Consider the following 14,732-nt stretch of genomic DNA (forward strand, 5'->3'; position numbering starts at 1 on the left):
CGGCGATGCGGGGGTCATCGGTGACGGGGATGCACGCGGTGGCCCCGGCCGCGTTCGACGTCTGCGGTCCGCTGCCGCCCGAGGGCGCCACCACCGTGTTGGAGGCCAGCGCGGGCACCGGCAAGACGTTCACGATCGCGGCCCTGGCGGCCCGCTACATCGCCGAGGGGCGCGCGACGCTGCCGCAGCTCATGCTCGTGACGTTCGGCCGGGAGGCCACCCGGGAGTTGCGCGACCGGGTGCGCGAGCGGCTGGTCGCCGCGCAGCGCGGGCTGGCCGACCCGGCCGCCGCCCGCGCCGGCGACGACCCCGTGGTCGCCCTGCTGGCCGGGGCCGACGGGGCGCCCGAGGCCGAGGTCGCCGCGCGCAGGCGCCGGCTCGGCACCGCACTGGCGCATTTCGACGCGGCCACGATCGCCACCACCCACCAGTTCTGCCAGCAGATGCTCGCCGGTCTGGGCGTGGTCGGCGACGGCGATCCCGACGCCGTGTTCGTGGAGTCGGTCGACGAGCTGGTCACCGAGGTCGTCGACGACTTCTACGTGCGCAAGTACGCCGCGCCCGGCGCCGGGAACCCGCCGTTCGACCGCACCGAGGCGCTGGAGCTGGCGCGCTGCGCCGTCGAGGACGAGCATGCCCGGCTCGAGCCCGCCGACGCGCCGGACGGCAGCGCGGCCGGGGTGCGGTACCGGTTCGCCGACGCGGTCCGCCGCGAGGTCACCCGGCGCAAACGGGCGAGGCGCCTGTTCAGCTACGACGACATGCTGAACCGGCTGGACGAAGCGCTGGCCGACCCGGTGCGCGGCCCGGCCGCGCGGGCGCGGCTGCGCGAGCGGTACTCGGTGGTGCTCGTCGACGAGTTCCAGGACACCGACCAGGTGCAGTGGAGGATCCTGAGCAGCGCCTTCCACGGGCACAGCGCACTGGTCCTGATCGGCGACCCCAAGCAGGCGATCTACGCCTTTCGCGGGGCCGACGTCGTCAGCTACCTGGCCGCGGCGGATCAGGCGAGCACGACGGCCACGCTCGCGCGCAACTGGCGCAGCGACACCGCCCTGCTCACGGCACTCGAGTCGGTCTTCGGCGGCGCGGCCCTGGGCGACGACCGGATCGTGGTGCACCCGCTCGAGGCCGAACACACCGGGCGCAGGCTCACCGAGGCGCCGGTCGGGGCGCCGCTGCGGCTGCGGATCGTCGGCCGCGACCGGCTCCCCGTGCTCACCGGGCGCGGCCTCGGTGTGGTCGGCCCGGCGCGGCAGGTGGCGTCCACCGACGCGGCCGCCGATATCGCGAGGCTGCTCGCCGGCCCGGCGCGGGTCGACCGACGACCGATCCGGCCCGGTGACGTCGCCGTGCTGGTGCGCACCAACGTCCAGGGCGGCCTCATCCGCGAGGCCCTGGCCGCAGCCGGGGTGCCCGCGGTGCTCACCGGCACCGCCAGTGTGTTCGCCACCCCGATCGCGGGCGAATGGCTGACCCTGCTGGAGGCGATCGAACAACCGCAGCGCACCACCCGGCTGCGCGCCGCGGCGCTGACCTGTTTCGTCGGGCATACCGTCGCCGAGCTCTGCGGGCCCGACGGCGAGGCGCACGCCGAGAAACTCGCCGGCCTGCTGCGCTCGTGGTCGGCGGTGCTGCGCGAGCACGGGGTGGCAGCGTTGCTGGAGACGGTCAGCGACTCCCGGCACCTGCCGCAGCGGCTGCTCGGCTGCACCGACGGCGAGCGGCGGCTCACCGACCTGCGCCATATCGCCCAGGTCCTGCACCGCGCCGCGACCGAACACCACCTCGGGCCGGCGGCACTGACGGAATGGTTGCGCCACCGCATCGACGAGGCCGCCGCCGACACCGGCGCGGAACGCAGCCGCAGGCTGGAGTCCGATGCCGAGGCCGTCCAGATCGTCACCGTGCACCGCAGCAAGGGCCTGGAGTTCCCGATCGTCTACCTGCCGTTCGGGTGGGACCGGTTCGTTCCGCGCGAACCCGATGTGCTGCTGCTGCACGACGAGGGGGGCGACCGGGTGCTGGATGTGGGCGGCCCGGCGGGCCCGGGCTACCGCGCCCGGCTGGCGGCCCACCGCGCCGAGGAGGCAGGCGAGGACCTTCGGCTGCTCTACGTGGCGATGACCCGGGCGCGCTGCCAGGTCGTCGCCTGGTGGGTGCCCGCCACCACCACCGCGAGCTCGGCGCTGCACCGGTTGCTGGTCGGCCGCCCCGCGCCCGGTACCACCCCGGCGCAGTCCTACCCGGTGCCCGACGATGCGGCGATGCTCGCCGAGCTGCGCAGGCTCGCCTCGGCGGACCTCGTCGTCGAGTCGGTCGGCGAACCCGTCGCCCGGCGCTGGCAGCCGCCGCGCCGGACCACCCCCGAGCTCACCGCCGCCCGGTTCGACCGCCGCCTGGACACCGCTTGGGGACGCACCTCGTACAGCGCGCTCACCGCGGCGACGCACGACCGGCCGCCCGCCGAGGTCGCGAGTGAGCCCGAGGACTCGGGCCTCGACGACGAGCCCGCCGAGGACCTGGAGCTCGCCGGCGCCGCGGCGAACGCGGATCCGGCCGTCGCGAACGTGCCGTCGCCGATGGCCGCGCTGCCGGTGGGCACCGAGTTCGGCACGCTGGTGCACGCGGTGCTGGAGACCGCCGACCCCACCGCACCCGACGTGCTGGGCGAGCTCGCCGAGCGGGCCCGCGCCGAGCTGGCGCGGCGGCCCGCGGCACTCGACCCGACCGAGCTCGCGGCGGCGCTCGTCCCGGTGGTGCAGACCCCGCTCGGCCCGCTCACCGGTGGCCGGTCGCTGCACGCCATCCCCCCGGCCGACCGGCTCACCGAGCTCGAGTTCGAGCTCCCGCTCGCCGGTGGTGACGCCCCGGGCGCCGCGCTCACCCTCGGCGATCTCGCCGCCCTGCTGCGCGTCCACCTTCCGGCGGACGACCCGCTGGGCCGCTACCCCGATCTGCTCGACTCCGCCGCGCTCTGCGCCCAGCCGCTGCGTGGCTACCTGACCGGCAGCATCGACGCGGTACTGCGGGTCGACGGCCGGTTCCTGGTCGTGGACTACAAGACCAACTGGCTGGGGCCGGCCGGGCCGGCGGGCCGGGAGCCGCTGACCGCGGCGCACTACGCCCCGCCGCTGCTGGCCGAGGCGATGCTCGCGGCCCACTACCCGTTGCAGGCGCTGCTGTACTCGGTGGCGCTGCATCGGTATCTGCGCTGGCGGCTGGCCGGATACGACCCGCACCGCCACCTCGGCGGTGCGCTGTACCTGTTCCTGCGCGGGATGTGCGGGCCCGGGACCCCGGTCGTCGACGGCATGCCGTGCGGCGTGTTCGGCTGGGCACCGCGCCCGGAGCTGATCATCGAACTGTCCCGCCTCCTCGACACCGGGCGGGCGTCATGACCCCGGCGCCGTCCGATGTCGACGTCCACGATCCGCGGTTCGCCCGCAGCGCGTCCGGGTTGCTCGGTGAGTTCAACGCGGCGGGCGTGCTCACCGCGGCCGACGTGCACGTCGCGAACCGGCTCGGTCGGCTCGGCGCGGAGCCCGATGAGCGGGTGCTGCTGGCCGTCGCGCTGACCGTGCGGGCGATCCGGCACGGCTCGGTGTGCATCGACCTCGATGCGATCAGCCACACGGTGCTCGGCGAGAGCGACGAGCTGATCGACGTCTCCGCGCTGCCGTGGCCCGAACCCGTGGCGTGGCGGGCGGCGTGCGTGCGCAGCCCGCTGGTCGGCACCGGGCGGGACGTCGGCTCCGCACCGCTGCGGATGCCCGCTCGGCTGCTCTACCTGGACCGTTACTGGCGGCAGGAGGAGCAGGTGCGCACCCAGCTTCGGGACCGCGCGGCGGCCGCTCCCCCGGCCGTGGACCTCGACCGGCTGCGGGCCGGGCTCGACCGGCTGTTCCCCGGTGACCCGGCAGGCGCCGCGGCGGGAACCGATCGGCAGCGCCTCGCGGCCGCGGTGGCCGCCCTGCGCCGGGTCACCGTGCTGGCCGGGGGCCCGGGGACCGGCAAGACGACCACGGTCGCGCGGCTGCTCGCCTTGCTGCACGACCAGCCCGGACCGCCGCCGCGGATCGCGCTGGCCGCACCGACCGGCAAGGCCGCCGCCCGGCTGGCCGAGGCGGTCGCCGAGCACACCGCCGAGCTCCCCGAACCCGATCGGGCCCGGCTCGGCCCGCTACCGGCGTCGACCCTGCACCGGCTGCTGGGGCGCAGGCCCGACAGCACCAGCTGGTTCATGCACGACCGGCACCACCGGCTGCCGCACGACGTGGTCGTCGTCGACGAGACCTCGATGGTGTCGCTGACGCTGATGGCGCGGTTGCTGGAGGCGGTGCGTCCCGACGCCCGCCTGGTGCTGGTCGGGGATCCCGACCAGCTGGCCTCGGTCGAGGCCGGTGCGGTCCTGGGCGACCTGGCCCGCGCGCAGGGGCGGCCCGAGGCCTGGCTCGACGAACGGCTCCGCGGGATCGGCGCGCTCGGTCCGGCCGATCCGCCGGTCGTGCACGGGGTGGTGACCCTGGACCGGACCTGGCGCTTCGGCGGCGCGATCGCCGCATTGGCCCGCGCCGTACAGACCGGTGACGCCGACGCCGCGCTCACGCACCTGCGCGCCGGGCATCCCGACCTGGTGTTCATCGAGGCCGACGATCTGGACTCCCGCGATCCCGCCGGGCTGGAGGCCGTGCGCACCGACGTCGTCGCCGCCACCGGTGCACTGTCCGCGGCCGCCCGGGACGGTTCGGTCGCCGAGGCGTTGGCCGCCTTGGAGCGGCATCGGCTGCTGTGCGGGCATCGGCGCGGGCCCTACGGCGTTGCGCGGTGGAGCGGCGAGGTCGAGCGCTGGCTGGCCGAGGACGGCGCCGGATCGGCCGGCTCGGCCACCGACGACGAATGGTATCCGGGCAGGCCGCTGCTGGTCACCGCCAACGACTACGACCTGGGGCTCTTCAACGGCGACACCGGGGTCGTGGTGCGCGAGAACGGCACGGTGCGCGCCGTGTTCACCCGCGGCGGCAGGCCGCTGCGGGTGCCGACGAGCCGGCTCGGCGCGGTGCAGACCGTACACGCGATGACCGTTCATCGCAGCCAGGGCAGCCAGTTCGCCCGGGTGACGGTGGTGCTCCCGCCCGCTGAGTCGCCGCTGCTGACCCGCGAGCTGCTCTACACCGCGGTGACCCGGGCGCGCGAGGTGGTGCGGGTCGTGGGAACCGAGCAGGCGGTGCGGACCGCGGTCGAGCGGCCGGTGAGCCGGGCCAGCGGGCTGCGGGAGCGGCTCGGCCACTGAGCGCCGCGCCCAGCCGGTCCCAGCCATGATCAGCGTTTGGGCGCCGCGGCCGGATCACTGAGCGCCGCGCCCAGCCGGTCCCAGCCATGATCAGTGTTTGGGCGCCGCGAGCCGCGCCGAGCGCGGCGCCAGGCTCCGAAACGTTGATCACGGCGTCGGGCTGCGCTCCGGCGGCCGGGCCGGGATCGGGCCGGGGTCGGGGCCGGGAGGGACCGCCGGCCTCAGCCCGCGAGCCGCAGGTCCACCTCGTACTCGCGCACCAGCGCCGGGCCCATCGGCCTCGGCGTGGGCGGCTGCTGTTCCCGGCCGCGCCCGGCGAGCCTGGCCAGCAGCCGCAGGGAACGCCGCGGACCCTCCAGGATGGCGACCAGCAGCCGGTAGAGCCAGCCGGGGGTGCTCAGCCGGCGGCCCCGGTGCAGGTCGCGCAGGCAGGTATCGACCGCATCGACGGGCTCGATCCACAGCGGCGACCCCGGCGAGTGGACCTGCTCCTTCCGGGCCGTGCGCAGCCGGCCCGCGCACAGCGCGATCGCCCGGACTCCGGTGCCGGCGACCGATGCCGCGAGGGTGTCGGTGAAGTTCAGCACCCACGCCTTGCTGGCGCCGTAGGCGGACCCGCGGGCGGGCAGATACCCGGCGAAACTGGCGACGTTGATCACCGAGCCGCGGTCGCGGGCGAGCATGCCGGGCAGCGCGGCACGGGTCAGCCGCAGCACCGCCGTGACGTTGAGGTCGATCTCGGCCTGCAGGTCGGCCATCGGGGCGGCGGCGAACTCGTCGGCGGCCTCGACCCCGGCGTTGTTGACGAGCAGGTCGATCGGGGCGGCCGTCGGAGCCGCGAGCCGACGTTCGACCCGGGCACGGGCCGAGGGCACGGTGAGGTCTGCGGGCAGCACGTCGACCCGGACGCCGTGGGCGGCGCGCAGCTCCCCGGCGACCGCCTCCAGCCGCCCGCGGTCCCGGGCCACGAGGACGAGGTCGTGGCCGTCTGCCGCGAGCCGCCGCGCGAAGGCGGCGCCGAGGCCCTCGCTCGCTCCGGTGATCAGTGCTGTGGTCACGGCACGAACAGTAGGAAGCACGCGCTTAATCCACGCTGAGAAGCTGAACCCCCGCTGAGAAACCCCGCTCAGCCCCGCGAGTCGCGGTATTTCCGAGCGCGAGTCGCAGTATTTCCGCGACCGAGTCGGGATATTCGCGCGACCGGCCGGGCGGACTTTCGACCGCTGCCGCATCGGCGTCCTACCCTGGGTGAATGCGCACCGACAAGACCTACGGTGCATATCTGCACCTTGATCAGCTGTTGTCGGCCCAGCACCCGGTCAGCAGGCCGGTGCACCACGACGAACTACTGTTCATCGTGCAGCACCAGACCTCGGAGCTGTGGCTCAAACTGGTGCTGCACGAGCTCGACTTCGTGCGGGACCGGCTCGCCGACGACCAGATACGGCCCGCGCTCAAAGGCCTGGCCCGGGTCAAGCACATCCAGCGCACACTCACCGATCAGTGGTCGGTGCTGGCCACCCTGACGCCCTCGGAGTATGCCGAGTTCCGGCGCTTCCTCGGCACCTCGTCGGGGCTCCAGTCGTTCCAGTACCGGGTCATGGAGTTCGCCCTCGGCAACCGGGACGCGACGATGTTGGAACTGTTCGCCGACGACCCGCCCGCCTACTCGATGCTCACCACGGAGCTCAAGCGCCCCACCGTCTACGACGAGTTCCTGCGCCATCTCGCCCGGCAGGGGCACGCCGTGCCCGCCGAACTGCTCTCGCGCGATGTGCGTCAGCCGCACACGTTCCATTCCGGCCTGGTCCCGGTGTTCCGCCGGATCTACGAGCACACCCGCGACTTCTGGGCGGCCTACGAGACCTGCGAGGAACTGGTCGATCTCGAGGAGAACGTTCAGCTCTGGCGTTTCCGCCACCTCAAGACCGTGGAACGCACGATCGGTACCGCCCGGGGCACCGGCGGAACGAGCGGCGTGGGGTTCCTGCGGGCCGCCCTCGACATCAGCTTCTTCCCGGAGCTGTACGCGGTCCGCACCGAGATCGCCCCGGTGGCGCCACCGACCGGGACGAACATCCCCTCACCAACCAGAGAGCCGATGCCTGACTAGGGTGGATGCAACCGGACCGAGAGGAACCCGGATGCGCATCGCGCTGTTCGTGACCTGCCTGGCCGACGCGCTCTATCCCGACGTCGGCAAGGCGGTTGTGCGGCTGCTCGACCGGCTCGGTCACGAGGTCGTCTTCCCCGAGGCGCAGACCTGCTGCGGACAGATGCACATCAACACCGGCTACCAGCGCGAGGCGGTGCCGCTGGTCCGCCACCACGTCGAGGTGTTCGAACCGTTCGACGCGATCGTCGCGCCGTCCGGGTCGTGTGTCGGCTCGGTCCGCCACCAGCATGCGATGGTCGCGCGCCGGGCGGGCGACGAGCGGCTCGCCGCACGGGCACAGGCCGTCGCCGAACGGACCCACGAGCTGTCCGAACTGCTCGTGGACGTACTCGGCGTCACCGATGTCGGCGCCTACTATCCGCACCGGGTCACCTACCACCCGACGTGCCATTCGCTGCGGCTGCTGCGCGTCCAGGACAAGCCGCTGCGGCTCCTGCGAAACGTCCGCGGGATCACGGTGCTGGAGCTGCCGGACGCGGACCAATGCTGTGGGTTCGGCGGCACATTCGCGGTGAAGAACGCCGACACCTCCACCGCGATGCTCGCCGACAAGATGCGTCACGTGCTCTCGACCGGCGCCGAGATCCTCACCGCCGGCGACAGCTCCTGTCTCATGCATATCGGCGGCGGCCTGAGCAGGCTACGCAGCGGTACCCGGACGGTGCACCTCGCAGAGATCCTGGCGGCGACGGCGTGACGACATTCCTGGGCCTGCCCACCCATGCGCCTCGCGGCGTCGGACATCTGCGGGGAGATCGCCCCTTCCCCGCGGCCGCCCGCGCCGCGCTCGCCCAGCCGCAGCTGCGTCGCAACCTCGGGCACGCGACCCGCACCATCCGCGGCAAGCGCGCCGCCGTCGTCGCCGAACGCGACGACTGGGAGGAGCTGCGCCGCGCCGGTGCGGCGATCAAGGCCGCGACGATGGCCCGGCTCGACGAGCATCTGGAACGGCTGGAGCGGGAGGTCACCGCCCGCGGCGGCACGGTGCACTGGGCGAGCGAGGCCACCGAGGCCAACGAGATCGTCACCGCCCTGGTGCGCGCCACCGGCGCGCGCGAGGTCGTCAAGGTCAAGTCGATGGCCACCCAGGAGATCGGGCTCAACGAGGCGCTCGAGGCGGCCGGGATCACCGCGCAGGAGACCGACCTCGCCGAGCTGATCGTGCAGCTCGGCGGCGACCTGCCCTCGCACATCCTGGTCCCGGCGATCCACCGCAACCGGGCGGAGATCCGGGAGATCTTCCTGCGCGAGATGCCCGGCGTCGACCCTGCGCTCACCGACGACCCGCGTGGGCTCGCGATGGCCGCCCGGGCGTTCCTGCGTGAACGGTTCCTGCGGGCGACGGTGGCGATCAGCGGCGCCAACTTCGGTGTCGCCGAGACCGGCGGGCTGGTCGTCGTCGAGTCCGAGGGCAACGGGCGGATGTGCCTGACGCTGCCCCGGACGTTGATCACCGTCATGGGTATCGAGAAGGTCGTGCCGACCTGGCGGGACCTCGAGGTCTTCCTGCAGCTGCTGCCCCGCAGCTCCACCGGCGAGCGGATGAACCCGTATACCTCGATCTGGACCGGGGTGCGGCCGGGAGACGGGCCGCAGGAGTTCCATCTGGTGCTGTTGGACAACGGCCGGACGGCCGCGCTGGCCGACGAGGTCGGGCGCGAAGCGCTGCACTGCATCCGGTGTTCGGCCTGCCTCAACGTCTGTCCGGTCTACGAGCGCACCGGCGGGCACGCCTACGGTTCGATCTATCCCGGTCCGATCGGCGCGGTGCTCACCCCGCAGCTCACCGGAGTCGAGGACAACGCGTCGCTGCCGTACGCCTCCAGCCTGTGCGGCGCCTGCTTCGACGCCTGCCCGGTCCGGATCGACATCCCGGCGCTGCTGGTCCGGCTGCGCGCCGCGCACGTCGAGGAACGTCGCGCGGCCTCGCGGATCCCGACGGTCGAGCAGCTGACCATGGCGGCGGCGGGCTGGACGATGGCCGAGCCGCGGCGGTTCGCCGCCGCGGAGAAGGGCTCGCGTCTCGGGCGGGTACTGGGCCGCCGCACCGGGGTGATCGGCGCGCTGCCGCCGCCGCTGTCGGCGTGGACCGCGAGCCGGGATCTGCCCCGCCCGCCCGCGGAGAGCTTCCGGGAGTGGTGGGCGCGGGAGCGGGGACGCCGATGAGGTGCGCCGATGCGGTGCGGGGCCCGGTGACGGTCGGGGCTGTCGGTGGTCCGGACTCACGGAGGGTGCACCCGTGAATACACCCCCGACGGGGCGGCAGCGGGTGCTCGCCGCGATCCGGGCGGCCAACGTCCACGCCGACGCACCCGAGATCCCGCGGGCGTACCACCACACCGGCGAGCACGCCCCCGGCGCGGAGCCGCTGCTCGACCTGTTCGCCGACCGGCTCCTCGACTACCGGGCGTCGGTGCGGCGGGTCACCGCCGGGGAGCTGGCGGCGGCGGTGGCCGCGGCGCTGCCCGACGGTCCGGTGCTGCTGCCGCCCGACCCGCCCGCGGCGTGGGGCGAGATCGCCGGCACCCGCGACGACGGCACGCTCACCCCGCACGCCCTCGACCGGTTCGCCGCCGTCGTCACCGGCTGCGCGCTGGCCTGCGCCGAGACCGGCACGATCGCGCTCGACGGCTCGGCCGGGCAGGGTCGCCGGGCGATCACCCTGGTCCCCGATGTGCACGTCTGCGTGGTGCACGCGGCGCAGGTGGTGCAGACCGTGCCCGAGCTGCTCGCCGGGCTGAGCCCGACCCGTCCGATCACGCTCGTCTCCGGCCCCTCGGCGACCAGCGACATCGAGCTGCAGCGGGTCGAGGGGGTGCACGGACCACGGACCCTGATCGTCGTGCTCGTGAGCGACCCCTAGCGCGGTCCTCGCCGCTCGCGAGCGTGCGAGCCGATACGGTGCGCGCCATGGCACGGGGACGGCGGCACGATCACGACGCGGGAGGCGACCCGGAGCTGCTGGCCGCCAAGGCGGCGCTGCGCGACGAGGTCTGGACCGCGCTCACCGCGGCCGGGGTTGCGCGCTTCCCCGGTGCGCGCAACCGGATCTCCAACTTCCGTGGCGCAGAGGCCGCGGCGCAGCGGCTGCGCGAGCTGCCGGAGTGGCGGCGGGCCGAGCGGGTGAAGTCCAACCCGGACTCGGCACAGCTGCCCGTCCGCCAGCGGGCGCTGGAGGACGGCAAGACCGTCTACATGGCGGTGCCCCGGCTCGCAGAGCCCGATCCGTTCTTCCTGCTCGACCCCGACCACCTCGCCGATCCACCGCGACGCGCGGCGTCGATCAAGAACGCGGTGCGTTCGGCTCGCCGGGTGGCCGTGGCCGACCTCGATCCCGTCGACCTCGTCGTCACCGGCTGCGTCGCCGTCGGGATGGACGGCGCGCGGCTGGGTAAGGGCGGCGGGTTCGCGGATCTCGAGTTCGCCCTGGCCACCGAGGCCGGGCTGATCGGGCCGGAGGCCCTTGTCGTGACCACGGTGCACGAGCTGCAGGTCCGGCCGGCCGGGGTGATCCCGACCGCGGCCCACGACGCGCCGGTCGATCTGATCGTCACGCCGGAGCGGGTGATCGACTGCCGGGACCGGCGCGGCGCGCGGCCGTCGGGGGCCATCCGGTGGTCGGAGCTGACGGACGAGAAGATCGCCGCCATCCCGTTGTTGTCCGCCTTGCGCTGACGCGCACCATGGGCACATGAGCGCCATCGACATCGTGCTGGTCCGCGGCGACATCACCGAGCAGGACGTCGACGCGGTGGTCAACGCGGCCAACTCCGCGCTGCTCGGCGGCGGCGGGGTCGACGGTGCGATCCACCGCCGCGGCGGGCCCGCGATCCTGGCCGCGTGCCGCGAGCTGCGGGCCACCCGGTATCCGGACGGACTCCCCACGGGCCAGGCGGTCGCCACCACCGCGGGCAGGCTGCCGGCCCGCTGGGTGATCCACACGGTCGGGCCGGTGTACGCCGGACGACAGGACCGCTCGGCACTGCTCGCCTCGTGCTACCGCGAGTCGCTGCGGGTGGCCGACGAGCTGGGCGCGGCCACCGTCGCGTTCCCCGCGGTGTCGGCCGGGGTCTACGGCTGGCCGATCGACGACGCGGCGCGGATCGCGATCGGGACCGTGCGGGAGACCGCCAGCAGCTCGGTCCGTGAGGCCCGGTTCGTGCTGTTCGACGACATCGCCTTCGACGCCTTCCACCGCGTCCACGGCGGCTGAGCGATCCCCCGCGCACGAGCGCCGAGATCATGCAAACATCTGAGTCCATGGGTGGCGAGAAGTGGTACTACTGCCTCGAGCATCACCGGGTCGAGCCGCGCGAGGGCTGCCGCGCCGAGGACCGGCTCGGCCCCTACCCGGACCGCGAGACCGCGGCACGGGCCTTGGAGATCGCCCGGGAGCGCACCGAGGCCGCCGATCGCTACGACCGGGAGTGGGACGAGGACGACTAGCGCAGGCCGGCTCGGCGGCCCGAGGCTAGGCCGGTATCTCCGCGCGGCGCGGCAGCGACGCCGACGCGCCGGGACGCGACACCGTGACGGCGGCGACGCGGGACGCCCAGCGCGCGGCGTCGGCGAGCGAGGCGCCGTCGAGCAGTGCGTCGGTGACGGCGGCGACGAAGCTGTCTCCGGCCGCGGTGGCGTCGACGAGCGTCGTCGGCACCGCCGGGATCCGGACGACCCCCGTCGGCTCGACGACGACGGCGCCGTCGCCGCCGCAGGTCACGACGGTGGCCGCGGCCGGGCGTAGCGCGCGGGCGAGGTCGACGATGTCGTCGGGATCGTCCGGGACCGCCGCGCCGGTCAGGACCGAGAGCTCCCCGAGGTTCGGCACCAGGACGTCGGCCCTGCTCAGCACGGCCTGCGGGAGCCGGCGGGCCGGAGCCGGGTTCACCACGTACAGCCCGGACGCCAGTTCGGCCGCCGCGACCAGCGCGGAGTCGGGCACCTCGCACTGCACCAGCACCGCCGCGGCCTGCGCGATCGGGCCGGCGGCCGCGCGCACCCGCGCGGCGTCGAGCCGCTCGTTGGCGCCGGCACTGACCACGATCGTGCTCTCACCGCCGTGCACCAGCACGATGGCGGTGCCGCTGGGACCCTCGACCGTGGCCACGTCCGCGACGTCGACGCCCTCCGCGGCCAGCGCGGCCCGCAGCGCCGCCCCTTCCGCGTCGGCGCCGACCGCGCCGACCATGCGGGTGCGGCGGCCGAGCCGGGCCAGCGCGACCGCCTGGTTGGCCCCCTTTCCGCCGACCCCGCGGCGCACCGGTCCACCCGCGACGGTCTCCCCCGCCGTGGGCAACCGCTCGAGGCTCACCGCGATGTCGTGGTTCAGACTGCCGACGACGGTGACGGCGCCGCCCATGATCGATCACCCCCTGCCCACCGTAACGAGCCGGGTCCGGGTGATCACGCCGCGGCGGCGTGCACCTGCAGCAGCGCTGCGGCCGCCGAGCGGCCGCGCAGCGCTGCATCGGCGTCGCCCTCGACGTGCGCGGTGACGATCGCGCCCTCGACGAGCAACATCAGCCGGTCCGCGAGCACGCCCGCGTCGGCCGCGCCGGTGTCGGCGGCCAGCTGCGCCAGCAGTGCGCGAAGCGCACGCTTGTGCTCACGGGCGACGGCCCGCGCCGTCGTGTGGGTGACCAGCTCACCCGCCACGTTGACGAAGGCGCAGCCGCTGAACCCGGGTTCGCTGAACCACTCGCGCAGTGCGTCGAAGACCGCAAGGACCCGGGGCGATCCGGGCTCGGCGGCGGCCACCCTGGTCCGCAGCCAGTCCATCCAGCGCTGGTCGCGGCGCCGCAGGTAGGCCTCGACGAGGCCGTCCTTGGAGCCGAACTGCGCATACAGCGTCTTCGTCGCCACCCGGGCCGCGGCCACCACGTCGTCGACCCCGACGGACTGCACGCCGCGTGCATAGAACAGCCGCTCGGCGGCGTCGAGCAGCCTGGTCCGGACCTGTGGGTCCCGGGCGTCGGTGGGACTCATTCCGGCCAGTCTAGACGGCCGCGATGTTGACGGAAAACGGTCGTTCCCCTAGGGTCGGATCGCCGTGGAAAACGTTCGTTTTCCGATGCAGACGCGGGAGGGCGTGATGGGGACCAGTGGCTTCCGGCTCGGGATCTACGTGTTCAAGGACGTCGAGATCGTCGATTTCGCGGCCCCGCACGGGGTGTTCGCCGTGGCCCGCCGGTTCGATCCGGAGCTGGACGCGTTCCTGATCGCCGACGCGCTGCGGCCGGTGCAGGCCCAGGCCGGGTTCACGGTGCTGCCCAACTACTCCTTCGCCGACCGGCCCGCGATGGACGCCTTCCTCATCCCCGGCGGGTTCGGCACCCGCCAGGAGGTCCGCAACGGCAGGCTGCACGAGTTCATCCGCAGCCAGCCGCAGGAGACGCTGCTGACCAGTGTGTGCACCGGCTCGTGGATCTATGGGCAGATGGGCCTGCTCGACGGGCTGGCAGCGACCAGCCGCAAGGAGCCCGACCGGGTCGAGGCCAACCCGCCCGGCAAGACGCCGATCGACCGGCTCGCCGACATCGCCCCCGCCTGTCGGATCAGCCGGGCCCGGGTCGTCGACACCGGACGGATCATCACCGCGGGGGGGATCACCTCGGGCATGGAGATGGGCTTTCACCTGCTGCGCCGGGCCGGCTACGCCGAGGAGCTCATCGGCGAGGTCGCCAGAGTGATGGAATACCAGGACGCGTACAAGCTCTACCGCGACGACCTCGAGGTGATCGGCTCCTCGACGTCCTGACCCCGGCGGGCACCACGGCCGGCCGTGCTTCGGCGCGGCCGGCCGTGGTTGCCTAGGACGACACGGCGTACGGCCCGTGCTCCGGCGGGCCGGAACGGATCTGCATCCCGGGCCGGCGTCGGTGCACGGTCAGGTAGGCCAGGCCGTCCGCACCGGCGGCGAGGCTGCGGGTGGAGCCGTGGGGCAGCCACACCAGCCGGCCCGGACCGAGCTCGAGCGGACCGTCGTCGGTGCTCATCGTTCCGCTGCCGGCGACGACGACCAGCAGCACGTCGAGGTCGGGTTCGGCGTGGGTGCCGATGACCTGCCCGGCGGCCAGGTTCAGCAGGTTCGCGTCGAGCTGACGGCCGGATTCGGTCATCCGCCAGACCACCCCCGTCGGTGCCGCGGCGGCCTCGGCCAGCGCCGCCCGCACATCGCACAGCACCTGCGGCGCGTCCACGCCCGCCGGCCCATCGATGGTCGACATGCCCGAAGCATCGCATGCTCGGCCCCCGCGACCATCG

At 74.1% G+C, this 14,732-nt stretch carries 14 protein-coding genes; 10 read left to right on the top strand and 4 right to left on the bottom strand.

The features are described from left to right. Window positions 1-5 precede the first annotated feature (5 nt). Together ACFQE5_RS03340 and recD are read left to right on the top strand one after the other, a co-directional pair. Window positions 6-3,401, top strand: a complete 3,396-nt coding sequence (locus tag ACFQE5_RS03340) for a UvrD-helicase domain-containing protein (protein ID WP_379583223.1) — start codon at window positions 6-8, stop codon at window positions 3,399-3,401. Continuing rightward, on the top strand, window positions 3,398-5,293 hold the full coding sequence (gene recD, locus ACFQE5_RS03345) for an exodeoxyribonuclease V subunit alpha (RefSeq protein ID WP_379582624.1): 1,896 nt from the start codon (window positions 3,398-3,400) through the stop codon (window positions 5,291-5,293). The genes ACFQE5_RS03340 and recD overlap by 4 nt, the downstream gene beginning before the upstream one ends. Before the next feature lie 221 nt (window positions 5,294-5,514). Here the strand turns inward: recD and ACFQE5_RS03350 are convergent, their stop codons facing one another. Continuing rightward, the gene (locus ACFQE5_RS03350; protein ID WP_379582626.1) at window positions 5,515-6,351 is read right to left on the bottom strand and encodes an SDR family NAD(P)-dependent oxidoreductase; all 837 of its coding nucleotides are present in this window, start codon (window positions 6,349-6,351) and stop codon (window positions 5,515-5,517) included. A gap of 194 nt (window positions 6,352-6,545) precedes the next feature. On the opposite strand from ACFQE5_RS03350, the gene ACFQE5_RS03355 reads away from it, so the two are divergent. The 7 genes from ACFQE5_RS03355 (at window position 6,546) to ACFQE5_RS03385 (ending at window position 11,915) form a co-directional block, all read left to right on the top strand. Then, window positions 6,546-7,406, top strand: a complete 861-nt coding sequence (locus ACFQE5_RS03355; protein ID WP_379582628.1) for a tryptophan 2,3-dioxygenase — start codon at window positions 6,546-6,548, stop codon at window positions 7,404-7,406. 31 nt (window positions 7,407-7,437) lie between these two features. Further along, entirely contained in the window at window positions 7,438-8,166 is a 729-nt protein-coding gene (locus ACFQE5_RS03360) for a (Fe-S)-binding protein (RefSeq protein ID WP_379582630.1), read from the top strand. Beyond that, on the top strand, window positions 8,163-9,635 hold the full coding sequence (locus ACFQE5_RS03365; protein ID WP_379582632.1) for a LutB/LldF family L-lactate oxidation iron-sulfur protein: 1,473 nt from the start codon (window positions 8,163-8,165) through the stop codon (window positions 9,633-9,635). The genes ACFQE5_RS03360 and ACFQE5_RS03365 overlap by 4 nt, the downstream gene beginning before the upstream one ends. 73 nt (window positions 9,636-9,708) lie before the next feature. Continuing rightward, entirely contained in the window at window positions 9,709-10,332 is a 624-nt protein-coding gene (locus ACFQE5_RS03370; RefSeq protein ID WP_379582634.1) for a LutC/YkgG family protein, read from the top strand. A 47-nt stretch (window positions 10,333-10,379) separates the two neighbouring features. Beyond that, entirely contained in the window at window positions 10,380-11,144 is a 765-nt protein-coding gene (locus ACFQE5_RS03375; protein WP_379582636.1) for a 5-formyltetrahydrofolate cyclo-ligase, read from the top strand. Window positions 11,145-11,160: 16 nt separating this feature from the next. Next, the gene (locus tag ACFQE5_RS03380) at window positions 11,161-11,682 is read left to right on the top strand and encodes an O-acetyl-ADP-ribose deacetylase (protein WP_379582638.1); all 522 of its coding nucleotides are present in this window, start codon (window positions 11,161-11,163) and stop codon (window positions 11,680-11,682) included. Between the two features lie 47 nt (window positions 11,683-11,729). Then, a complete protein-coding gene (locus tag ACFQE5_RS03385) occupies window positions 11,730-11,915 on the top strand; it encodes a hypothetical protein (RefSeq protein WP_379582640.1) in 186 nt (61 codons plus the stop codon). A 25-nt stretch (window positions 11,916-11,940) separates the two neighbouring features. On the opposite strand, the gene ACFQE5_RS03390 is transcribed toward ACFQE5_RS03385, so the two are convergent. Together ACFQE5_RS03390 and ACFQE5_RS03395 are read right to left on the bottom strand one after the other, a co-directional pair. Continuing rightward, window positions 11,941-12,828: a ribokinase gene (locus ACFQE5_RS03390; protein ID WP_379582642.1), complete on the bottom strand. Its 888-nt coding sequence runs from the start codon at window positions 12,826-12,828 to the stop codon at window positions 11,941-11,943. A 44-nt stretch (window positions 12,829-12,872) separates the two neighbouring features. Then, on the bottom strand, window positions 12,873-13,454 hold the full coding sequence (locus ACFQE5_RS03395; protein WP_379582644.1) for a TetR/AcrR family transcriptional regulator: 582 nt from the start codon (window positions 13,452-13,454) through the stop codon (window positions 12,873-12,875). 106 nt (window positions 13,455-13,560) lie between these two features. On the opposite strand from ACFQE5_RS03395, the gene ACFQE5_RS03400 reads away from it, so the two are divergent. After that, entirely contained in the window at window positions 13,561-14,226 is a 666-nt protein-coding gene (locus ACFQE5_RS03400) for a DJ-1/PfpI family protein (RefSeq protein WP_379582646.1), read from the top strand. A 52-nt stretch (window positions 14,227-14,278) separates the two neighbouring features. Here ACFQE5_RS03400 and ACFQE5_RS03405 read toward each other — a convergent pair whose 3' ends face one another. Then, window positions 14,279-14,695 (bottom strand): cupin domain-containing protein, encoded by a 417-nt coding sequence (locus ACFQE5_RS03405; protein WP_379582648.1) that lies wholly within the window; start codon window positions 14,693-14,695, stop codon window positions 14,279-14,281. Window positions 14,696-14,732 lie beyond the last annotated feature (37 nt).

Origin of the sequence: Pseudonocardia hispaniensis (assembly GCF_042658695.1) — a bacterium.
Taxonomy (GTDB): Bacteria; Actinomycetota; Actinomycetes; order Mycobacteriales; family Pseudonocardiaceae; genus Pseudonocardia; species Pseudonocardia hispaniensis.

Excerpts from the sequence above, each read along its gene's own strand:
- ACFQE5_RS03340 (WP_379583223.1), top strand. The coding sequence starts at position 6 with ATGCGGGGGTCATCGGTGACGGGGATGCACGCGGTGGCCCCGGCCGCG.
- recD (WP_379582624.1), top strand. The coding sequence starts at position 3,398 with ATGACCCCGGCGCCGTCCGATGTCGACGTCCACGATCCGCGGTTCGCC.
- ACFQE5_RS03355 (WP_379582628.1), top strand. The coding sequence starts at position 6,546 with ATGCGCACCGACAAGACCTACGGTGCATATCTGCACCTTGATCAGCTG.
- ACFQE5_RS03360 (WP_379582630.1), top strand. The coding sequence starts at position 7,438 with ATGCGCATCGCGCTGTTCGTGACCTGCCTGGCCGACGCGCTCTATCCC.
- ACFQE5_RS03375 (WP_379582636.1), top strand. The coding sequence starts at position 10,380 with ATGGCACGGGGACGGCGGCACGATCACGACGCGGGAGGCGACCCGGAG.
- ACFQE5_RS03380 (WP_379582638.1), top strand. The coding sequence starts at position 11,161 with ATGAGCGCCATCGACATCGTGCTGGTCCGCGGCGACATCACCGAGCAG.
- ACFQE5_RS03385 (WP_379582640.1), top strand. The coding sequence starts at position 11,730 with ATGGGTGGCGAGAAGTGGTACTACTGCCTCGAGCATCACCGGGTCGAG.
- ACFQE5_RS03390 (WP_379582642.1), bottom strand. The coding sequence starts at position 12,828 with ATGGGCGGCGCCGTCACCGTCGTCGGCAGTCTGAACCACGACATCGCG.
- ACFQE5_RS03395 (WP_379582644.1), bottom strand. The coding sequence starts at position 13,454 with ATGAGTCCCACCGACGCCCGGGACCCACAGGTCCGGACCAGGCTGCTC.
- ACFQE5_RS03400 (WP_379582646.1), top strand. The coding sequence starts at position 13,561 with ATGGGGACCAGTGGCTTCCGGCTCGGGATCTACGTGTTCAAGGACGTC.
- ACFQE5_RS03405 (WP_379582648.1), bottom strand. The coding sequence starts at position 14,695 with ATGTCGACCATCGATGGGCCGGCGGGCGTGGACGCGCCGCAGGTGCTG.